The 18159-nt window shown below is 68.2% G+C and carries 20 protein-coding genes; 9 read left to right on the forward strand and 11 right to left on the reverse strand.

Annotated elements, in window-relative coordinates; translation table 11 throughout:
• Positions 1 to 59 precede the first annotated feature (59 nt).
• The 5 genes from NVV99_RS16500 to NVV99_RS16520 all read right to left on the reverse strand — a co-directional run bounded on the left by NVV99_RS16500 (position 60) and on the right by NVV99_RS16520 (position 3667).
• On the reverse strand, positions 60 to 512 hold the full coding sequence (locus NVV99_RS16500) for a hypothetical protein (protein ID WP_024101916.1): 453 nt from the start codon (positions 510 to 512) through the stop codon (positions 60 to 62).
• A 96-nt stretch (positions 513 to 608) separates the two neighbouring features.
• Entirely contained in the window at positions 609 to 1598 is a 990-nt protein-coding gene (locus NVV99_RS16505) for an LLM class flavin-dependent oxidoreductase (protein WP_024101915.1), read from the reverse strand.
• 98 nt (positions 1599 to 1696) lie between these two features.
• Positions 1697 to 2191, reverse strand: coding sequence for a flavin reductase family protein (locus NVV99_RS16510; protein WP_024101914.1), 495 nt, complete (start codon positions 2189 to 2191; stop codon positions 1697 to 1699).
• Positions 2192 to 2269: 78 nt separating this feature from the next.
• A complete protein-coding gene (locus tag NVV99_RS16515; RefSeq protein WP_024101913.1) occupies positions 2270 to 2659 on the reverse strand; it encodes a nuclear transport factor 2 family protein in 390 nt (129 codons plus the stop codon).
• A 105-nt stretch (positions 2660 to 2764) separates the two neighbouring features.
• A complete protein-coding gene (locus NVV99_RS16520) occupies positions 2765 to 3667 on the reverse strand; it encodes an LLM class F420-dependent oxidoreductase (protein WP_024101912.1) in 903 nt (300 codons plus the stop codon).
• 31 nt (positions 3668 to 3698) lie between these two features.
• Between NVV99_RS16520 and NVV99_RS16525 the strand changes: the two genes are divergently transcribed.
• From NVV99_RS16525 to NVV99_RS16535, 3 genes are all read left to right on the forward strand, one after another.
• Entirely contained in the window at positions 3699 to 4580 is an 882-nt protein-coding gene (locus NVV99_RS16525) for an alpha/beta hydrolase (protein ID WP_024101911.1), read from the forward strand.
• A 47-nt stretch (positions 4581 to 4627) separates the two neighbouring features.
• The gene (locus NVV99_RS16530) at positions 4628 to 6340 is read left to right on the forward strand and encodes a 3-ketosteroid-delta-1-dehydrogenase (RefSeq protein WP_024101910.1); all 1713 of its coding nucleotides are present in this window, start codon (positions 4628 to 4630) and stop codon (positions 6338 to 6340) included.
• Between the two features lie 105 nt (positions 6341 to 6445).
• A complete protein-coding gene (locus NVV99_RS16535; protein WP_024101909.1) occupies positions 6446 to 6616 on the forward strand; it encodes a hypothetical protein in 171 nt (56 codons plus the stop codon).
• Between the two features lie 26 nt (positions 6617 to 6642).
• On the opposite strand, the gene NVV99_RS16540 is transcribed toward NVV99_RS16535, so the two are convergent.
• The gene (locus NVV99_RS16540) at positions 6643 to 7434 is read right to left on the reverse strand and encodes an FAD-binding oxidoreductase (protein ID WP_024101908.1); all 792 of its coding nucleotides are present in this window, start codon (positions 7432 to 7434) and stop codon (positions 6643 to 6645) included.
• Between the two features lie 197 nt (positions 7435 to 7631).
• Between NVV99_RS16540 and NVV99_RS16545 the strand changes: the two genes are divergently transcribed.
• Positions 7632 to 9185, forward strand: coding sequence for an AMP-binding protein (locus NVV99_RS16545; RefSeq protein ID WP_024101907.1), 1554 nt, complete (start codon positions 7632 to 7634; stop codon positions 9183 to 9185).
• A gap of 99 nt (positions 9186 to 9284) precedes the next feature.
• Here the strand turns inward: NVV99_RS16545 and NVV99_RS16550 are convergent, their stop codons facing one another.
• From NVV99_RS16550 to NVV99_RS16565, 4 genes are read right to left on the reverse strand one after another with little or no spacing between them, the layout of a single operon-like run.
• Positions 9285 to 9809, reverse strand: a complete 525-nt coding sequence (locus NVV99_RS16550) for a hypothetical protein (RefSeq protein WP_024101906.1) — start codon at positions 9807 to 9809, stop codon at positions 9285 to 9287.
• A 55-nt stretch (positions 9810 to 9864) separates the two neighbouring features.
• The gene (locus NVV99_RS16555; RefSeq protein ID WP_024101905.1) at positions 9865 to 10143 is read right to left on the reverse strand and encodes a hypothetical protein; all 279 of its coding nucleotides are present in this window, start codon (positions 10141 to 10143) and stop codon (positions 9865 to 9867) included.
• 32 nt (positions 10144 to 10175) lie between these two features.
• A complete protein-coding gene (locus NVV99_RS16560) occupies positions 10176 to 10877 on the reverse strand; it encodes a hypothetical protein (protein WP_024101904.1) in 702 nt (233 codons plus the stop codon).
• Entirely contained in the window at positions 10874 to 11197 is a 324-nt protein-coding gene (locus NVV99_RS16565; RefSeq protein WP_228044657.1) for a hypothetical protein, read from the reverse strand. The genes NVV99_RS16560 and NVV99_RS16565 overlap by 4 nt, the downstream gene beginning before the upstream one ends.
• A gap of 226 nt (positions 11198 to 11423) precedes the next feature.
• On the opposite strand from NVV99_RS16565, the gene NVV99_RS16570 reads away from it, so the two are divergent.
• The 3 genes from NVV99_RS16570 to NVV99_RS16580 all read left to right on the forward strand — a co-directional run bounded on the left by NVV99_RS16570 (position 11424) and on the right by NVV99_RS16580 (position 13167).
• Positions 11424 to 11891 carry a hypothetical protein gene (locus tag NVV99_RS16570; protein WP_228044656.1) on the forward strand — a complete coding sequence of 156 codons (468 nt, stop codon included), beginning with the start codon at positions 11424 to 11426 and terminating at the stop codon, positions 11889 to 11891.
• Positions 11892 to 11936: 45 nt separating this feature from the next.
• Positions 11937 to 12503 carry a hypothetical protein gene (locus NVV99_RS16575; protein ID WP_024101902.1) on the forward strand — a complete coding sequence of 189 codons (567 nt, stop codon included), beginning with the start codon at positions 11937 to 11939 and terminating at the stop codon, positions 12501 to 12503.
• A 97-nt stretch (positions 12504 to 12600) separates the two neighbouring features.
• The gene (locus tag NVV99_RS16580) at positions 12601 to 13167 is read left to right on the forward strand and encodes an ester cyclase (RefSeq protein WP_024101901.1); all 567 of its coding nucleotides are present in this window, start codon (positions 12601 to 12603) and stop codon (positions 13165 to 13167) included.
• On the opposite strand, the gene NVV99_RS16585 is transcribed toward NVV99_RS16580, so the two are convergent.
• Positions 13148 to 14308, reverse strand: a complete 1161-nt coding sequence (locus NVV99_RS16585; protein ID WP_024101900.1) for an FAD-binding oxidoreductase — start codon at positions 14306 to 14308, stop codon at positions 13148 to 13150. The two genes, NVV99_RS16580 and NVV99_RS16585, sit on opposite strands and share 20 nt — an antisense overlap.
• 270 nt (positions 14309 to 14578) lie before the next feature.
• Between NVV99_RS16585 and clpB the strand changes: the two genes are divergently transcribed.
• The gene (clpB, locus tag NVV99_RS16590) at positions 14579 to 17134 is read left to right on the forward strand and encodes an ATP-dependent chaperone ClpB (RefSeq protein ID WP_024101899.1); all 2556 of its coding nucleotides are present in this window, start codon (positions 14579 to 14581) and stop codon (positions 17132 to 17134) included.
• Positions 17135 to 17201: 67 nt separating this feature from the next.
• Positions 17202 to 18149 (forward strand): hypothetical protein, encoded by a 948-nt coding sequence (locus NVV99_RS16595; RefSeq protein WP_024101898.1) that lies wholly within the window; start codon positions 17202 to 17204, stop codon positions 18147 to 18149.
• Positions 18150 to 18159: the final 10 nt, after the last annotated feature.

Here is an 18159-nt window from a genome sequence, read left to right on the forward strand (position 1 = left end):
CGCACATACGAACCGGGCCCGGAGGATACGCAGGTATCCTCCGGGCCCGGTCCGTCGTCTCAGGGGCGGGTGACGGCGAAGTCCGCTGTCATGAACGGATATCCGTCCTCCACAGTGGTCGCGACCTCGAAGCCGTGCCGGTTGGCACCGCCGATGTGGGTGCCGTCGCCGTTCGCGACGCCCGTGCCGTAGTTGTTGGCCATGAGCGCCACGGTCGCGTCGCCGGGCATCGTGTAGTCGATCTGGATGCCGAACCCGCGCCGGTCGGCGCTGCTCGCCGAGACCGTCTCGGTGGAGCGGGCCGGCACCACGGTGGCCGGCTCGTCCACCCATGTTCCGTAAGGGTTCTCGGTCGACGTGAGCACCATCGGCGCATCGGTGTCGTTGCGGATCGTCAGCGTGATGGTGGGCCCGTCGGTGGGCAGGGAATCGGCGGCCGCAGTGGCGGGTGCGGTGATCGCCGCTGCAGCGGTCAGAACTGCCGCTGCGACAGCGCGGGTGCGGTACTTCATCGTGCTCCTGGCGGTTGACGACTCGTGGTTCTCAGCCGTGCCTGGCCGGCCGCTGAAGTGTACCCGCCGGTAGCCTGACGCGTAAGCCCTCGTCGATCAGGCCGGGACCAGGTCGCTGACCTGCGCAACAAGCTCCAGCGAACGCAGCCACGCGTCGCGTCCGGGAGCCGACGACACGACGATCAGCTCGTCGGCCTGCGCGCGCTCGGTGAACCGGTCGAGGTAGTCGCGCACCTCCTGCGGCGTACCCACGGCGGTGTACCGAAGCATCTCGAGCACCTGCATGCCGGCGGGGGAGTCGAGCAGCATGTCGATCTCCTCCTCGCTGAACGTGCGCCCGCGTCCGACCATCTGGACGACCCGCGCCCGCTTGGTCGCCTCGAACAGCGACTGCGCCTCCTCGGCGGTATCGGCGGCGATCACACCGACACCCGCGATGACGTACGGCTCCGAGTGGTCGGGGGAGGGCTGGAACTCGCGGCGGTACAGCCGCACCGCGTCCTCGAGGGCCTGCGGCGCGAAGTGCGACGCGAAGGCGTACGGAAGACCGAGCAGAGCAGCGAGTTTCGCGCCGAACAGCGACGAGCCCAGGATGTACAGCGGCACATCGGTGCCCCTACCGGGGATCGCGTCGACTCCAGGGATCCGCGACTCACCCTTCAGGTAGGCCTGCAGTTCGAGGACGTCCTGCGGAAAACTGTCGGCCGACGTCGGGTCGCGGCGCAGCGCCCGCATGGTCTTCTGGTCGCTGCCGGGGGCGCGGCCGAGACCGAGGTCGATGCGGCCGGGATGCAGCGTGGCGAGAGTTCCGAACTGTTCGGCGATGGTCAGCGGCGAGTGGTTCGGCAGCATGATGCCGCCGGCGCCGAGACGGATCGACGAGGTGTGCGCAGCGACGTGCGCGATGAGCACGCTCGTCGCCGACGAGGCGATCGTCGGCATGTTGTGGTGTTCGGCGTACCAGATGCGCCGGTAACCCCACTGCTCGGCGAGCTGGGCCATCTTCACGCTGGCGTCGAAGCTCTCACGGGCGGTCTCGCCCTTGCCGATGTGTGCGAGGTCGAGGATGGAGAGGGGAACGGTCACCGGTAATCCTTCGCGTCGGGGCCCGGTATCGGCCGCCGGGCACACCTTCGGAGCAACCTCGACCGGTGACCGTCTATTCCCTCACCTGTCGTTCGGCGTCACCGCCGTTCGAAACCGCCGTAGGTGCCCTGGAAGAACAGGAGCGGACCGCGGGAGTGCAGCGACGTCAGCCCCGTGACCCGTGCCAGCACGATCGTGTGGTCGCCGGCCTCGTACTCGGTCTCCACGGTTGCCTCGACCCGCGCCAGGGCTCCCTCGATCGCCGGAGCGCCGTTGTCGCCCGGCTCCCAGCGCACCCCGCGGAACTTGTTGCCGCCGCTCACCGCGAACGCACCGCACAGGGTGCGCTGGCTCTCGGCCAGGACGTTGACGGCCAGGGTGCCGACCTCCCGGATCTTCGGCCAGGTCGTCGACGTGCGGGCGGGACAGAACGAGATGAGCGGCGGGTCCAGCGAGACCGACACGAACGACTGACAGGCGAATCCCAGCGGTTCGTCGCCGTCGAGCGCGGTGATCACCGTGACACCCGTGCAGAAGTTGCCCATCACGTCGCGGATCCGTCGGGGATCCAGTACCGCGTGTTCCGCTGTCATCGAAACTCCAATCGATCGGCGTTCGTTCCAGTGTCCGTCACCGACGACACAGTGTGCGAACCCTGTCCCGCCGACCGGTCAGCGAACACGCATGTCGCTGGGAGCCCAGACCGCCCGCATGCTGGTGATGCGTCCCTCGTCGTCGAACGTCATGACGTCGATGGGCTCGATCTCGTAGGTCTGCTCGCCCGCCTTCGTGACCACACGGAAGTGGAAGGCCGCGGTCGACCCGGCGATCCGGAGTGTGAGCAACTCGGTGGTGTTCTCGGTGGCCTCGACACCCTTGTAGAACTCGGCGATCGCTGCCCGGCCCACGCGAGGCTCGCTTCCGGCAGGATCCTCGAGGGTGGCGTCGTCGGCGTAGAGGGCGGCGATGTCGGCGGCCACGCCTGCGGCCACTGCATCGAGATAGGCGTGCACGGTGGTGCGGATGCGCTGAGTGCGGGCGTCGGTGTCGGAAACGGTCACGGTCGCTCCTGTGTGGTGCGGGACGAAAGGTGTCGCGCCGACGCTGGCTAGCGACCCGCTGGCGCACCGCATCGCCGTTCTCCCGGCCAGCGGGAGATGCCGACCTCACCCCACCCCGAGATCGCCGAATTCCCTGCCGAACAGGTCGGCGAGGGCGACGAGCTGGTCGCAGTAGTGGTCGGCGGATCCGGCGTCCACACCGGCACCGACGATCGTCGCGCCCGCTGCGATCGCGCGGCCGAGTCGTCTGCGCGTCGCGTCGGGGTCACCGAGCGGGTCGAGCCGCGTCACCGACAGCACGACCTCGAAGCCGGGCGGCGGCTGCCTCTTCGCGAGCATCGTTTTCACGTCGTCGAAGGGGAGCCCGAAAGGTACCCAGCCGTCCCCGAACTCGCACGCGCGTCGCAGCGAACGCGGGGTGCGGCCGCCGATCCATAACGGAACTCGCGGCTGCACGGCGCAGGGATCGACCACCACATCCGAGTACTCGAAATGCTCTCCGTGATAGGAGGGTTCGCGTGTCGATAGAGATGCGCGCAGGGCGGCGAGAGCATCGTCGGCGCGTGCGCCGCGATCAGTGAAGGGGGCTTCGAGCAACGCGAACTCCTCCTCGAGCGAACCGACGCCGAGACCGAGGGTCAGGCGTCCACCGCTGACCGTGTCGAGCGTGCCGTAGCGCTTCGCGATCTCCAGAGGATGGTGGTAGCCGAGGACGAGAACCTGGGTGACCAGTCGGATCCGGTCGGTGCGCGCTGCCAGGAAGCCGAGGGTCGCCAGCGGATCCCAGTACGTCCCACCGCGCGTCGCGGCCACGGGCGCCGGTACGGCGACGTGTTCACTGCAGGTGAGGTGGTGGAATCCCGACCGATCCGCGGTGACCGCGATCTGCGACAGTTCCTCGATGCCCGCGCCGGCCTCCCAGTCGCCGGAGGCCCCGGGGACCCGGGTGACGACCGGGCTGGTGATCCCGATGCGTACTGCCGGCATGCGGTTCGATCCGTCGGTCATACGCTCTCCTTCGTCGATCGGTCCGTCAGGAGTGTGCGCTCGGACGGGCTCGCGGAGCACGTCCGGTCCCGCTCGCCGATACACGACCAGTGAGGTACACGATCTCGTCGTCGACGGACCGGGAGGCGGCCTCGCGTTGCGCCTCTACCGTCCCGAGTCCTCCGAGGCCGCGCGCCCGGTCGTCGTGTTCGCGCACGGTGGAGGGTTCGTCTTCTGCGATCTCGACAGTCACGACGAGTTCTGCCGGTCGATGGCGGAGGCTGTCGGGGCCGTCGTCGTGTCCGTCGATTACCGCCTCGCCCCCGAACACCCTGCCCCGGCCGCGCACGACGACCTGTACGCCGCGCTCGAACGGACGGCCGCGACCGTCGCGTCGTACGGGGGAGACCCGGCGCGCATCGTGCTTGCCGGCGACAGTGCCGGTGGAAACCTCGCCGTGACCGTCGCGATCGCCACCTGCGACAGGGGCGGACCGGCGGTGCTCGGTCAGGCGTTGTTCTATCCGGTGATCGACGACGACTTCGACACCGAGTCGTACCGGAAGTACGGGGTGGGCTACTACAACGCCGCCGCGGCGATGCGGTGGTACTGGGAGCAGTACGCACCGGACGGCACCGACGATCCCCGCCTGATCCCCACCCGCGCCGAGTCGTTCGCCGGGCTGCCCTCGGCGGTCGTCGCCACCGCCGAACTCGATCCGCCGTGTTCGTCCGGCGACGACTACGCCGACCGTCTCGCCGCGGCCGGGGTGTCCGTGCAGCACCGCAGATTCGACGGCCTGTTCCACGGATTCCTGACCTTCCCCGCGTTGTCGCTCAGCGAGCCGGCGCGGCAGGAGGTGTGGAAGATGGTGCGCGCCCTGGTCGACGGGCCGGATCTCCCGGTGACCGGGACGAGCGGCTTCGCGTCCTGAGCAACTGTCCTAGCGTCCCGCAGACAACGACGAGAAGGAGACTGTCGATGGCGCCGACATCCGTACCGCCCGTGGCACCCGCCCAGGACACCACCGTCGACCTGCTCGTGATCGGGTCCGGTACCGGCATGGCCGCCGCACTCACCGCGCACGAGGCGGGACTGTCCGCGCTCCTCGTGGAGAAGTCGGCCTACGTCGGCGGATCGACCGCCCGTTCCGGCGGTGCGTTCTGGGTGCCGGCCAATCCGGTACTCACCGCGGCGGGAAGCGGCGACACCGTCGAGCGCGGCCACACCTACGTGCGGACGGTCGTCGACGGCACGGCGCCGGCCGAACGGGGCGAGGCCTTCGTCGACAACGGTGTCGCCACCGTCGAGATGCTCCAGCGCACCACCCCCATGAAGCTGTTCTGGGCTGAGGGCTACTCCGACTATCACCCCGAACTGGCGGGTGGTTCGGCGGTCGGCCGCAGCTGCGAGTGCCTGCCCATGGACCTGTCGGTCCTCGGTGAGGAGCGGGGTCGACTGCGTCCCGGCCTCATGGAGGCGAGCCTGCCGATGCCTACCACCGGTGCCGACTACAAGTGGATGAACCTCATGTTGCGCGTGCCGCACAAGGGTTTTCCGCGTATCTTCAAGCGGCTCGCACAGGGGGTCGCCGGTCTCGCCGTCAAGCGTGAATACGTCGCCGGTGGGCAGGCGATCGCCGCGGGCCTGTTCGCTGGTGTGCTCGAGGCCGGTGTGCCTGTGTGGACCGAGACGTCGCTGGTGCGGCTGCTCACCGACGGGGACCGGGTTACCGGTGCGGTCGTCGAACAGAACGGGCGTGAGGTGACGGTGACCGCGCGCCGCGGGGTGGTGCTCGCCGCAGGCGGTTTCGACCACGACATGGCGATGCGGCGCAAGTTCCAGTCCGAGCGTCTGCTCGACAACGAGAGCCTCGGCGCCGAGACCAATACCGGCGATGCGATCAAGGCGGCCCAGGAGATCGGCGCCGACCTGGACCTCATGGATCAGGCCTGGTGGTTCCCCGCCGTCGCACCGACCCGGCCGGGCAAGCCACCGCTGGTCATGCTCGCGGAGCGCTCGCTGCCCGGCTCGTTCATCGTCGATCAGAGCGGTCGGCGCTTCACGAACGAGTCGTCTGATTACATGTCCTTCGGGCAGCTGGTGCTCGAACGGGAGCGCGCCGGTGATCCGATCGAGTCGATGTGGATCGTCTTCGACCAGAAGTACCGCAACAGCTACGTGTTCGCGGCCGGGGTGTTCCCCCGTCAGCCGCTGCCGGAGGCCTGGTACAAGGCGGGTATCGCTCACCGCGCCTCCACCGCGGAAGAACTCGCGGCCTCGATGGGCGTGCCGGTGGAGAACTTCGCCGCGACCTTCGGCAAGTTCAACGACGATGCCGCAGCCGGAACGGATTCCGAGTTCGGCCGTGGGAGCAGCGCCTACGACCGCTACTACGGTGATCCCACCATCCAGCCCAACCCCAACATGCGGCCACTGACGCACGGACCTCTCTACGCCGTGAAGATGACCCTGAGCGATCTGGGCACTTGCGGTGGCGTGCGAGCCGATGAACGGGCTCGGGTCCTGCGCGAGGACGGCACCCCGATCGCCGGTCTCTACGCCATCGGCAACACCGCGGCCAACGCGTTCGGTCACCGCTATCCCGGTGCCGGCGCCACGATCGGGCAGGGCCTGGTCTTCGGGTACATCGCGGCACGCGACGCAGCATCGTCGGACGCACCGGTCGCCTGATCGAACGATCCGAGAGGTAGGGAGGGTACGTGACGATCACGAACGGGGACGTCCGGTCCCTCCCTACCGTGCTGTCCCTCTGGGGAACCGGGCTCTGTCTCGACGGTGGACGAAGTGGACATCGTGTTCTTCGGGCCGCCCACCACCGACCCGCTGAGCTTCCGGGCCCGCGAGGATCGGGACGAGGCGTCCGCCCGGCTCGACCGGACGCTCCGATACCTCGATGAGGTCGGGCGGGTCGTCGCCCGTGCTTGGGTAACCGCGGCCGATTCGTAGAGTGCCGGCCGGTGCGCCGGGGGCACTCAGTACGGGTCGTAGCGGATGTTCTCGACCGGGGTACCGGTCTCGATCAGCCGCTGAGCGGTGGTGCGCACCATGGCCGCCGGGCCGCACACGAGCACCTGGTGGTCGCCGAACGCACCGTAGGACGTGACGACCTCGTCGACGCTGCCCTCGAGCAGTTCGTCGGGGTCGGGTCCGAACTCGTCGATGCGCGGCGCGATGCGATCGAACCAGGGGTCGGGAATGTCGGGAATCTCGAGGGTCTCCACGACCGGCACCACCGTCAGCCACGGCAGCGCCTCCGACAGGAGCATGAGCATGTCGGCGGCGTACAGGTCGCGCGGGTTGCGGGCGCCCGTGAACAGGAAGGTGCGGGGCGGATCCGGCCGGCGCGCCGTGTCGAGGATCAACGACCGGAGCGGCGCGAGGCCCGTACCGCCGGCCACCATGATGACGATGCGGCCCGTGTCGTCGATGTGGAGGTCGCCGCCGCGGGCCGCGCCGAGCTGCCACACGTCGCCCGGCTGGGTCTCGGCGACGATCGCGCCGCTCACCCAACCGCCCGGGACCGTGCGCACGTGGAACTCGAGCTTGCCGTCCAGCGACGGCGGCAGCGCAGGGGAGAGACGACGAGGCAGCGTGGGGCGCTGCGGCACGGCTACGTCGACGTACTGGCCGGGGCGGAAATCGACGATCGCGTCGTCGCATTCGAGACGCACGACTGCGAGATCGTGGCGGAGCCGATGATGTTCGACGACGGTTGCGGTGACTGCCGTCTCGGTCTCGCTCGGTGACGGCGTGGCCGACTGCATGCGTGTTCCCCCGGTGGTGTGCTGTGGCGTGCCCAAGACTCTAGGCGAGAAATCGCCGAAAAGGCAGAGTGGAACGTGTTTCAGTTTTTGCCCTCGAGCGGTTATCGTGACCAACGGCAGGTGATGGTCACCACAGCGGAGAACGCCGACCGGTGACGTCACACAACGGACCGTCACAGCACACCGGAAGGACGACCATGCCCGAGGAGTACGCCGACCTCTACCGCCCCGCATTCACGCCCGATCTCCTCATCACCGCGCTCGACCGCAGCGCCGACCGGCCCGCCCTGCACCTCGGTGACGTCGTCCTCACCGGAGCCGAGATGCGTGCCGCCATCAGCCGGTTCCAGCAGGCGCTCGCGTCCGTCGGGGTCGGGCAGGGATCGGCGGTGGCGATGCTGTCCAAGAACCGGCCCGAGGTACTCATCTCGATGGGCGCCACGATGGTCGCCGGCTGCCGCAACACGGCCCTGAACCCGATGGGCTCGCTCTCCGACCACCTGTACATCGCGACCGACGCCGAGATCGAGACCCTGATCTTCGATCCGCGCCACTTCGAGGAACGCGCCGCGGAGCTGCGCGAGCAGGTGCCGACCCTGAAGAACCTGTTCTCCCTCGGCCCGTCCTCGGTGGGTACCGACATCCTCGCCCTGTCCGAGCAGTTCACCGAGCAGCGGCTCGTGTCCGCACCTGTCGACATCGAGGACACCTCATCCATCGTCTACACCGGCGGCACCACCGGGAAACCGAAGGGTGTCATGGGCTCGTTCCGATCGGGAGCGGCCCTGAACCAGATCCAGATGGCCGAGTGGCAGTGGCCCGAGCAGCCACGCTTCCTCGTGTGCACCCCGCTCTCGCACGCCGGGGCGGCGTTCTTCGTCCCCACGCTCCTGCGCGGCGGATGCCTCTACGTGCTGCCCCATTTCGATCCCGCGCTCGTGCTCGAAACGATCGAGAAGCACCGCATCAACGCGACCATGCTCGTGCCGACGATGATCTACATGCTGCTCGACCATCCCGATTTCGACGGCCGCGACCTGTCGAGCCTCGAGACCCTGTTCTACGGCGCGTCGGCGATGTCGCCATCCCGCCTGCGCGAAGGGATCGAGCGGCTCGGCCCGGTCTTCTTCCAGTTCTACGGCCAGTCCGAATGCGGCATGACCATCTCGGTGCTGCGCAAGGAAGAACACCTCCCCGACGATCCGAGCCGCCTCGCGTCGTGCGGCCGCCCCGTGCCGTGGCTCGACGTCCGCCTGCTCGACGACGACCTGAACGAGGTGCCGCAGGGCGAACTCGGCGAGATCTGTGTGCGCGGCCCGCTCGTGATGAAGGGCTATCTGAACAAGCCGGAGGAGACCGCCGAGGCGCTGCGCGGCGGATGGCTGCACACCGGCGACGTCGCGCGCGCCGACAAGAACGGCTTCATGACGATCGTCGACCGCAAGAAGGACATGATCGTCACCGGCGGCTTCAACGTCTTCCCCCGCGAGATCGAGGACGTCATCTCGTCGCACCCGGCGGTCGCGTCCGTGGCCGTCGTCGGTGTGCCGGATACCAAGTGGGGCGAGGCCGTCAAGGCGTGTGTCGTGCTGCGCGACGGTCAGTCGGTGCCGGTCGAGGAACTGATCGAGAAGGTGCGTGCCGCAAAGGGTTCGGTGCACGCCCCCAAATCGGTCGACTTCCTCGACGCCCTGCCGTTGACGCCGCTGGGCAAGCTCGACAAGAAGACGCTGCGGGCGTCCTATCGCTGACCTCGTTCGCGTGGCGGTCGGTCCCGGCAACCGGTCGTGGTTGCCGGGGCCGGTTGTTTGTCACCAGGACTCGTGGATTCGGAATGCCGCTGTCCTGCCTCACCACTGGTGCGCGACGTCCAGCACCACCCGTGAACCGCTACCGGGACCGTCGAGGGTGAACACCCGGAACGGCAGCCGGGCCCGTACCCCGACACCGAGGGTGGTCTGGCCTTCGAAACTGTTGGCCCACGCCACCTGTCGCAGGGTGCGGTATCCGCTCACGGCGACGACCTCGCGCCGGTTCGCCGGTACGTAGTAGGCGGGCGCGAGGACGACCACCTGGAGGTAGGCGCCTCCGCGCAGCGGGACCTCGAACCCCGATCCGTCCTCGTGGACGGCGGGGACGTAGCCGACGCGGTAACCCGCGGCCGGCCCGGCGAGATCGACGACGATCCGGTCGAAGCACTCGTGCCGTCCTGCCCGCACGGCGGTGAACGGTGAGGCGACCATCGTCGGGTTCACCTTGTCCAGCGAACCCCAGTGGATGCCGCAATAGGGCGTTGCGGCCGACGCGGTCGGGCCCGTCAGCCCGATCCCCGCGATGACGACGATCATCGCGAGCCACACGTGAATCCTGCTCATGTCCGTTCCTCTGTGTGTGGCTGATGATGGATCATCGCGAGGAGTGTGATCCGCGTTACATTTGAGGGTCGGGACGCTCCTCGACGAGGTCCTCGAAGGTCGTCTCCTTCAGCGACTCGAAGACCGGGGCGACCAGACGGTCGAGCATCGACGAGAACACTTCTGTACCGGCGAGTTCCCGCACCCCCAGCTCACCCGACGTCACCTGCTCGACGAGCTTCGCGAAGGCCGGGTCGCCCGTGGCATCGGCGATCGACCGCAATGACGTGACGATCTCGCGGGACAGGGTGGCATCGCCGCGCGCGACGTCGACGACGATCTCGGATTCGTCCATGTCTTCTCGATTCCTGTGCGGCACCGTGGTGCCTAGACTGCGGGGAGGCCGGGGATCTCGATGTTCTCGATCTTCGCGAGATTTCCGGTGAGCACACCGATGAGGCCCTGGATGGACGTCCACACTGTGGTGTGGACGTCGATCGCCTTCCTCCACTGGTCGCTGATGATCACCAGGTCCACTACGGAGGACGCTGCAATGGCCGCCGAGCCCAGAACTCCGACACCGGTTGCGGCGGCGATACTCGTCGCCGCGATCCTGATCAGAACCCTGATGGCTGCATCGGTTATGACCGAGAGGATTTCGGCGAATGCTTGGTTCAGTTCGTACATCGACACGGCGATCTTCTCCAATTGCTCAGAGATCCCGTGAACGGCCCGGGCCTGTTCGTCGAGGGCGTTCTGCAGATCGGTGAGATAACGACCGGCGGCCCCGCCCGCCGATCCGTCCCACGGGGCAACCGTGCCGTGGACGTCGTCTACGGCCGTCGCGTACGCACGGTGGAAGGTGGCCAGCCTGTTCACGCCATCGCTCGTGCGCAGCACCGACTCCCAGTCGCCACCGCAGTGCTGGGCCGCGTACACCCACGGATCCGTGCCCACCACGAACTTGCAGAGTTCGGCGACGTAGAAGCTCGGGGAGAGGTAGTACATCCCCAGGGTGCGTTCGAGCAGGTCCGGTATGGGATCGGACGCGGTGGGTTCGACGAGCGCATCGTCCGGACGAGCGCTCACCAGCCGATGTCCGGACCGGTGCGCTCGAACTGTGCCGAAGTGCCCAGTTCGGTGTCCTCGTATGTCCGTGCGGATTCGGTCATCGCCGTCGCCGCTCGGTCGATCGCCACACCCAGCTCGTCGTAGAGAGCCGTCAGCCGGGCACGGGCCGTGTGCACCCGTTCGACGACATCGAAGTAGATCAGTCCCCCGGTCTCAGGAGGCGTCAGCCACCGATCGGCGTAACGGCGTGCACCATCCGCCTGGTCGGCCAGATCGCGCAGATCATGTGTTGCAGCGCGCAGGTCGTCCGGGTCCACATACAGATTCGATCGTGTCAAGACATCCCCCAGTCGTGATCGGACGAGAGTGTAGGCCATCGCAACGGCGTTTGCGACGCCCGCTACAGTGCACGACGTGACAACCGGGGGGAACACGAAAAATGGTCTTGCGCATGTGCGTTTCGAGACACAGGACCGTGACGATGCGATACCGACACGACTGGGGGGCCGACCCGTCCAGCTGACGGTGAAGGATGAGCTTCCACCCGTGTGTCCTGTGCACGGGGTGCCGGAGGTCGAGCGCGTGCACACCTGGGTCACCACCTATCGCAAGATCCGGCACAGTCGCGCGCAGATCCGCATCATCGGTACCGAAGCTGCGGCGAAGGCCAGTACGTGGCGTGCACGTGCGCAGCACAAGCCACACGTGATCGCGTTCGATGTACCGATGTGTGCGCGGTGCGTCCGGATCGATCGGCTGACACGGTGGGCGATGTGGCTGTGCATGCTGGGCGGACTGGTCTGCCTGCTCGTCGCGGTGCAGATGGCGGCCCTCGGCTGGGCCCGCGAGTACATGGCCCTGTGGTCGCTGCTCGTGTTCGGAACCTTCCTCGTTCCGACCCCGGCGATCTTCGTCAGACAGATGCGTCAGGGCTGGTGGGGTTTCGAGGCTCCGATCGACGGGTCGGCCCTCGTTGTCGCGTACGCCCACCCGAACTTCGTGGCCGAGACGGAGAGGCGACGCGGCCGATAGATCCTCGGCTTTCACCGGGGAGTGCGGCCTGACATACTCCCTCGCATGGTGAACGGGGACGTCCAGCGGGTCGAGGTGCGGTTGGCAGTCGAATATCCGGGCTCGGGAGCGACGAGCACGCTCGGAGACGGTTCGATGCGACCGATCGATCCCATCCCCCCGATCTGCCCGCGCCACGGAGAGCCCGAGACCGGACGTGTCCGGGTGACGGTCGCGGCCGACGCATCGGAGCCCCGCCAGGGATCGAACCGGTTCGGTTCGGCGCTCGAGGCCGCCTACACGGTGCAGGTCGCCGCGGTGGACTGGCCCGTGTGTGCTCGCTGCGTCGCCGTCCGCACGCGCTGGCAGATCGCCGCCGCCGCGACCTGCACGGTCCTCGGCGTCATCTTCCTCGCGCTGGTGTTCGCGCTCGTGCAGGGCGCTCCCGAGATCTACGGTCTGGCGCTGCTCGGTGTCTTCGGTCTGTCGTTCCTCCCGATCTACGTCGCCTTGCGGGTGCTCGAGCCGAAGCGGGCCTCTCTGGGAATGTCCGTGGCCGAGGACGGTTCGGAACTCGTCATCTCGCAGGCGCATCCGGATTTCGCGCGGGCGGTCGCGGCGCAGCGGATGTAGCCACCGTTCCCTTCTCCTGCGGCGTTGACTTCTGGACCGGCCGGTTCATACTCGAACCGGGGGTCGATCGTCTCGTTTCACAGGCAGGAGAAGTGCCGTGAAGATCGAACATTCCACTCCGGCGTCCACCCCGGAACTCGGATCCGAGGAGAAGAAATCTCTCGCCGTGCGGGCTCTGATGATGATGGCCGACGGTGATCGCAGCGTTTTCGGCGAGGTGCTGTCCGCGGACGCGGTCAATCGCGAAGCAAAGAGTGAACCGCCTCCCACCAGAGTCCACGGACCCGACGGTTTCTTCGCGACTGCACTGTGGTTGCGTGACGCCTTCGCAGATCTGAAGTTCGAGGTGAAGAACGTCGTGGAGCAGGACGATCTCGTCGTCCTCGACACCGTCATGTCGGCGCGACACGAAGGACCCTTCGCCACCTACGACGAGCAGGGCCGCGTCGATCAGGTGTTCGCGCCGACGGGAAAGAGTTTCACGGTGCGTCAGGCCCATTGGATGCGGGTGGCCGACGGCAAGACCGTCGAGCATTGGGCCGTGCGCGACGACCTCGGAATGGCAAAGCAGGCGGGATGGGTGCCACCGAACCCGACCTCGCTGACGCGGAACGTTCTCGCAGCACGGAAGCTGCGCAAGCAGATCAGAGCGGGTCGAAGCTGATGTTCTGACGCGGGGTGCCTGCCGCCGACAGCGCGTACAGCGTCGTGCGGATCATCGACGGCGACCCGGCGATCTGGATCTGACGGTCGGCCCACGTGCCGAACTGCCCGGCGACCTTACCGAGCTTGCCGTACATCGGCCGGTTGAGGCCGGTGGGCGGTTCCTTCGCGGGAACCGGGTGCCACCAAGGGTTCTCCTTCTCCTCGAGCACCGGCACGATGGTCAGCCACGGGTTGGTCGTGGCGATCTGCCACAGGGTCTCGAGGTCGTACAGGTCGCACGGATACTTGCCCCCGTAGAACAGGTGGACGCGCGGGTTGTCGCCGCGCATCGCCATCTCCATGATCTGGGCGCGCATGGGTGCGAGACCGGTGCCGGACGCGATCATCAGCACGTCCCGGCCGCTCTCGCGGTCGACGTGCAGGCCACCGAGCGGTGGGCCGATCGTCCACCGGTCGCCGACCGCGGTCTCGCCGACGAGCGCGGGGCTCACCCATCCGGTGGAGACCCGTCGAACGTGGAATTCGATCTGCCCGTACGGATTCGGCGGGATCGCTGCCGACAGGTACCGCCACATGTGCGGGCGCTGCGGGATCTGCACGCTCATGTACTGGCCCGCGTAGTAGGGGATCGAGCTGTCGGCCTCGAGCCGGATGATGGCCAGATCGGGGAGCACGCGTTCGTGGCCGACGACGGTGGCCCCCCACGAGGCAGGCAGGTCGTCGGTGGCCGCGGCGGTCGCCATCGTCTCGACGACTCCGTCGACGACCTCGGCCCAGGTGCGTTCGAGCGCGGCCGTCCACAGGATCAGGGGAGTGCATTCGCGGACCGCGGCGAGCAGTGCGTTGCCCGCGACGCGGTAGTGCAGCGGCTCGACCCCGTACTTACGGTGGTCGCGCGCGAGCTGGGCGAGGAACCTGTCGACGGTGCCCGGTTCGTGGAGGCGGGCGACGACCCAGCCGACCGCGGTCGCGAACCGCTGTCGCATCGACTCCATGCCGGCGGGGAACAGTGAGCGGATGCCGGTGGACTCGCTCCACATGGCGTTGTAGAACGCCGTCGCGAACCGTTCGGCTCCGGTGGGGGTGGCGATGATCGACGCGAAGCTGAGCTGAACCCGGGCGATGGCGAAAGCCTCCACGCCATCCTCCCTGTATCCGTGCTGCGCGAACGCCGCCACTGTAGTCGGTTGCAGGGCGCCCGGCCACTGACCGCCGGGTCCGTCACAACCTGCGAGCGGTTTGTGAGCAGAATCACTACACTCAGGAAAGTTGAGTGGAACAAACTCAACTTATGATCCGTTGAAGAATTCGACATCACCGAGACCTGCCCGAGGCAGGGAATCGGCTGCAGAATCGACATGGGGCACTCGCCTGCGCGTGGGGTGCACCGAGAAAGAAAGGGGCGCGCAGTGGACTCGTTCAATCCGACGACCAAGACCCAGGCCGCACTCACCGCTGCACTTCAGTCGGCGTCCGCTGCGGGCAACCCGGAGATCCGTCCGGCACACCTGCTCGTGGCACTGCTCGACCAGACCGACGGCATCGCCGGCCCGCTGCTCGAAGCGGTGGGCGTCGACCCGGCCGCGGTGCGCAGGGAAGCCGAGGACCTCGTCCGTCGTCTTCCGCAGACCAGCGGGGCGACCACCACACCGCAGCTCGGGCGTGAGGCGATCGCGGCCATGACCGCGGCACAGAAACTCGCCACCGAACTCACCGACGAATTCGTCTCCACCGAGCACGTCCTCGTCGGCCTCGCCGGTGGCGACTCCGATGTCGCGAAGCTCCTCGCCGGGCACGGCGCAACGCCGGCCGCCCTGCGCGACGCCTTCACGACCGTCCGCGGCAACCGCCGCGTGACCTCCGCCGATCCCGAGGCCAGCTATCAGGCCCTGGAGAAGTACTCCACCGATCTGACGGCGCGGGCGCGTGAAGGCAAGCTCGACCCGGTCATCGGTCGCGACAACGAGATCCGCCGTGTCGTCCAGGTGCTCTCCCGCAGGACCAAGAACAACCCGGTCCTCATCGGTGAGCCAGGCGTCGGTAAGACCGCCATCGTCGAGGGCCTCGCCCAGCGCATCGTCGCCGGGGACGTGCCCGAGTCGCTGCGCGGCAAGACCGTCATCTCGCTCGACCTCGGCTCGATGGTCGCGGGCGCGAAGTACCGCGGCGAGTTCGAGGAACGCCTCAAGGCCGTGCTCGACGAGATCAAGGAATCGGCCGGGCAGATCATCACCTTCATCGACGAGCTCCACACCATCGTCGGCGCCGGCGCGACCGGCGAGTCGGCGATGGACGCCGGCAACATGATCAAGCCGATGCTCGCCCGCGGTGAGCTGCGGCTGGTCGGTGCCACGACCCTCGACGAGTACCGCAAGTACATCGAGAAGGACGCGGCCCTCGAACGTCGTTTCCAGCAGGTCCTGGTGGGGGAGCCGAGTGTCGAGGACACCGTCGGCATCCTGCGCGGCCTCAAGGAGCGCTACGAGGTGCACCACGGCGTGCGCATCACCGACTCCGCGCTCGTCGCGGCGGCGACGCTGTCCGACCGGTACATCACCTCGCGCTTCCTACCCGACAAGGCGATCGACCTCGTCGACGAGGCAGCCTCGCGCCTGCGGATGGAGATCGACTCGCGTCCCGAGGAGATCGACACCGTCGAACGCGTCGTCCGTCGCCTCGAGATCGAGGAGATGGCGTTGCAGAAGGAGAGCGACGAGGCCTCGAAGGAACGCCTCGAGAAGCTGCGCGCCGAACTCGCCGACGAGCGGGAGAAGCTCAACCAGCTCACCACGCGCTGGCAGAACGAGAAGACCGCGATCGACTCCGTGCGGGAGATCAAGGAACAGCTCGAATCCCTGCGCGGTGAGGAAGAACGCGCCGAACGCGACGGCGACCTCGGCAAGGCCGCCGAGCTGCGCTACGGCCGCATCCCCGAGCTGGAGAAGAAGCTCGAGGCGGCCGCCGCCGCGTCGGGTACCACCGCCGGTGGCGACCTGATGCTCAAGGAGGAGGTCGGCCCGGACGACGTCGCCGACGTCGTCGCGGCATGGACCGGCATCCCCGCCGGCCGCATGCTCGAGGGCGAGACCTCCAAGCTGCTGCGGATGGAGGACGAACTGCGCAAGCGGGTCGTCGGCCAGGACGTCGCGGTGCAGGCCGTCTCCGACGCGGTGCGTCGTGCACGTGCCGGTGTCGCCGACCCGAACCGTCCGACGGGGTCCTTCCTGTTCCTCGGCCCGACCGGTGTCGGCAAGACGGAGCTGGCGAAGGCGCTCGCCGACTTCCTGTTCGACGACGAACGCGCCATGGTGCGGATCGACATGTCCGAGTACAGCGAGAAGCACTCGGTGGCACGCCTCGTCGGTGCGCCTCCGGGCTACGTCGGCTATGAGGCCGGCGGTCAGCTGACCGAGGCCGTGCGGCGTCGCCCCTACACGGTGGTGCTGTTCGACGAGGTCGAGAAGGCACACCCGGACGTCTTCGACACGCTGCTGCAGGTGCTCGACGACGGTCGTCTCACCGACGGCCAGGGCCGCACGGTCGACTTCCGCAACACCATCCTGATCCTCACATCGAACCTCGGTGCGGGTGGCGATCGGGAGCACATCATGGCGGCGGTGCGGGCGGCGTTCAAGCCGGAGTTCATCAACCGGCTCGACGACGTCGTGATCTTCGACCCGCTCTCGGAGGAGCAGCTCGAGAAGATCGTCGACATCCAGCTCGACCAGTTCGCCGACCGCATGTCGGCGCGGCGACTGACACTGGACGTCTCGAACACCGCGCGGTTCTGGCTGGCGGTGCGCGGCTACGACCCGCAGTACGGTGCACGTCCGTTGCGCCGCCTGATACAGCAGGCGGTCGGCGACCAGCTCGCCAAGAAGCTGCTCGCCGGTGAGATCAAGGACGGAGACACCGTCCACGTGGGCGTCAGCGAGGACGGCGACCACCTCGTGATCAGCGCCTGACGGCGCCCGTGCGCGGCCTCGGTGGCAGGAGCCGCCGGGGCCGCGCGCGCCTACTCTGGAAGGCGCTATGAAGAATCCCCAGGATCCGCGCACCCCGCAGGAACGGGCCTACGCACTCGACGAGTCGTCGAACGGGACGGACCCCGACGCGACCCGCGTGCTGCACACCGACGACGCGACCGAGGCGTACGGGCGGCCGGTCACCAACCCGACGGTCGCGTACACCCGCTACGAGCAGTGGGGCGCGCAGGGGAGCGAGTACCAGCCCACCCAGGCCTATCCCTCCCCGCAGGGTCCTCCGTCGCAACAGGGTTCTCCGTCGCAACAGGGTTCTCCGTCGCAACAGCCGTATCCGCCTCAGCCGGGCTACCCGCCCCCGCACGGCTATCAGCCCACACAGGTGCTCCCCGGATACGACCCCGGTAACCCGCAGACGGCGATGAACCCGGGACCAGGAACGCGGGGGCACGGAATCCCCGGGCAGCCACCCACGGGTCCGGCGCCCGGCACGGATGCCGGGAAGCCGCGCGGCCCGCGCTGGGGACTGATCACGCTCGCCGCGGTGGTCCTCATCGCGCTCGGCGGCACCATCGGGTTCCTGCTCAGCCGGCCCGACGACTCCACCTCGCGGGTCGCGTCGGATCGCGCCCCGGCCACCGTCGCGCCCCCGCCGACGGCGACTCTCCCGCCGGCACCCGAACCGACCACACCGGGACTGCCGCTCGACCGGATCCCCGGCGGACTCGGCGAGGTCATGGGCGACGCGGGCGCGGTCGTGGGCACGATCACCGCTAACGACGGCGGCAGCATCACCCTCGGCGTCATCGGTGGTTCGACGGTCACCGTCGTCCTCACCCCCGACACCGAGATCATCACCCTGACCGGCGACACCGCCGACAGCCTCGAGGTCGGAGCGACCGCCGTGGCGACCGGCAGTGCCGTCGAGCAGGGTCGGATGACCGCCGAGACCGTCGTCAGCGCGTCCCTCCCATCCTTCGGTGGTTCGGGCCGCTGACCCGCTAGGC

This window comes from Rhodococcus sp. PAE-6 (assembly GCF_025290685.1).
Taxonomy (GTDB): Bacteria; Actinomycetota; Actinomycetes; order Mycobacteriales; family Mycobacteriaceae; genus Rhodococcus; species Rhodococcus pyridinivorans.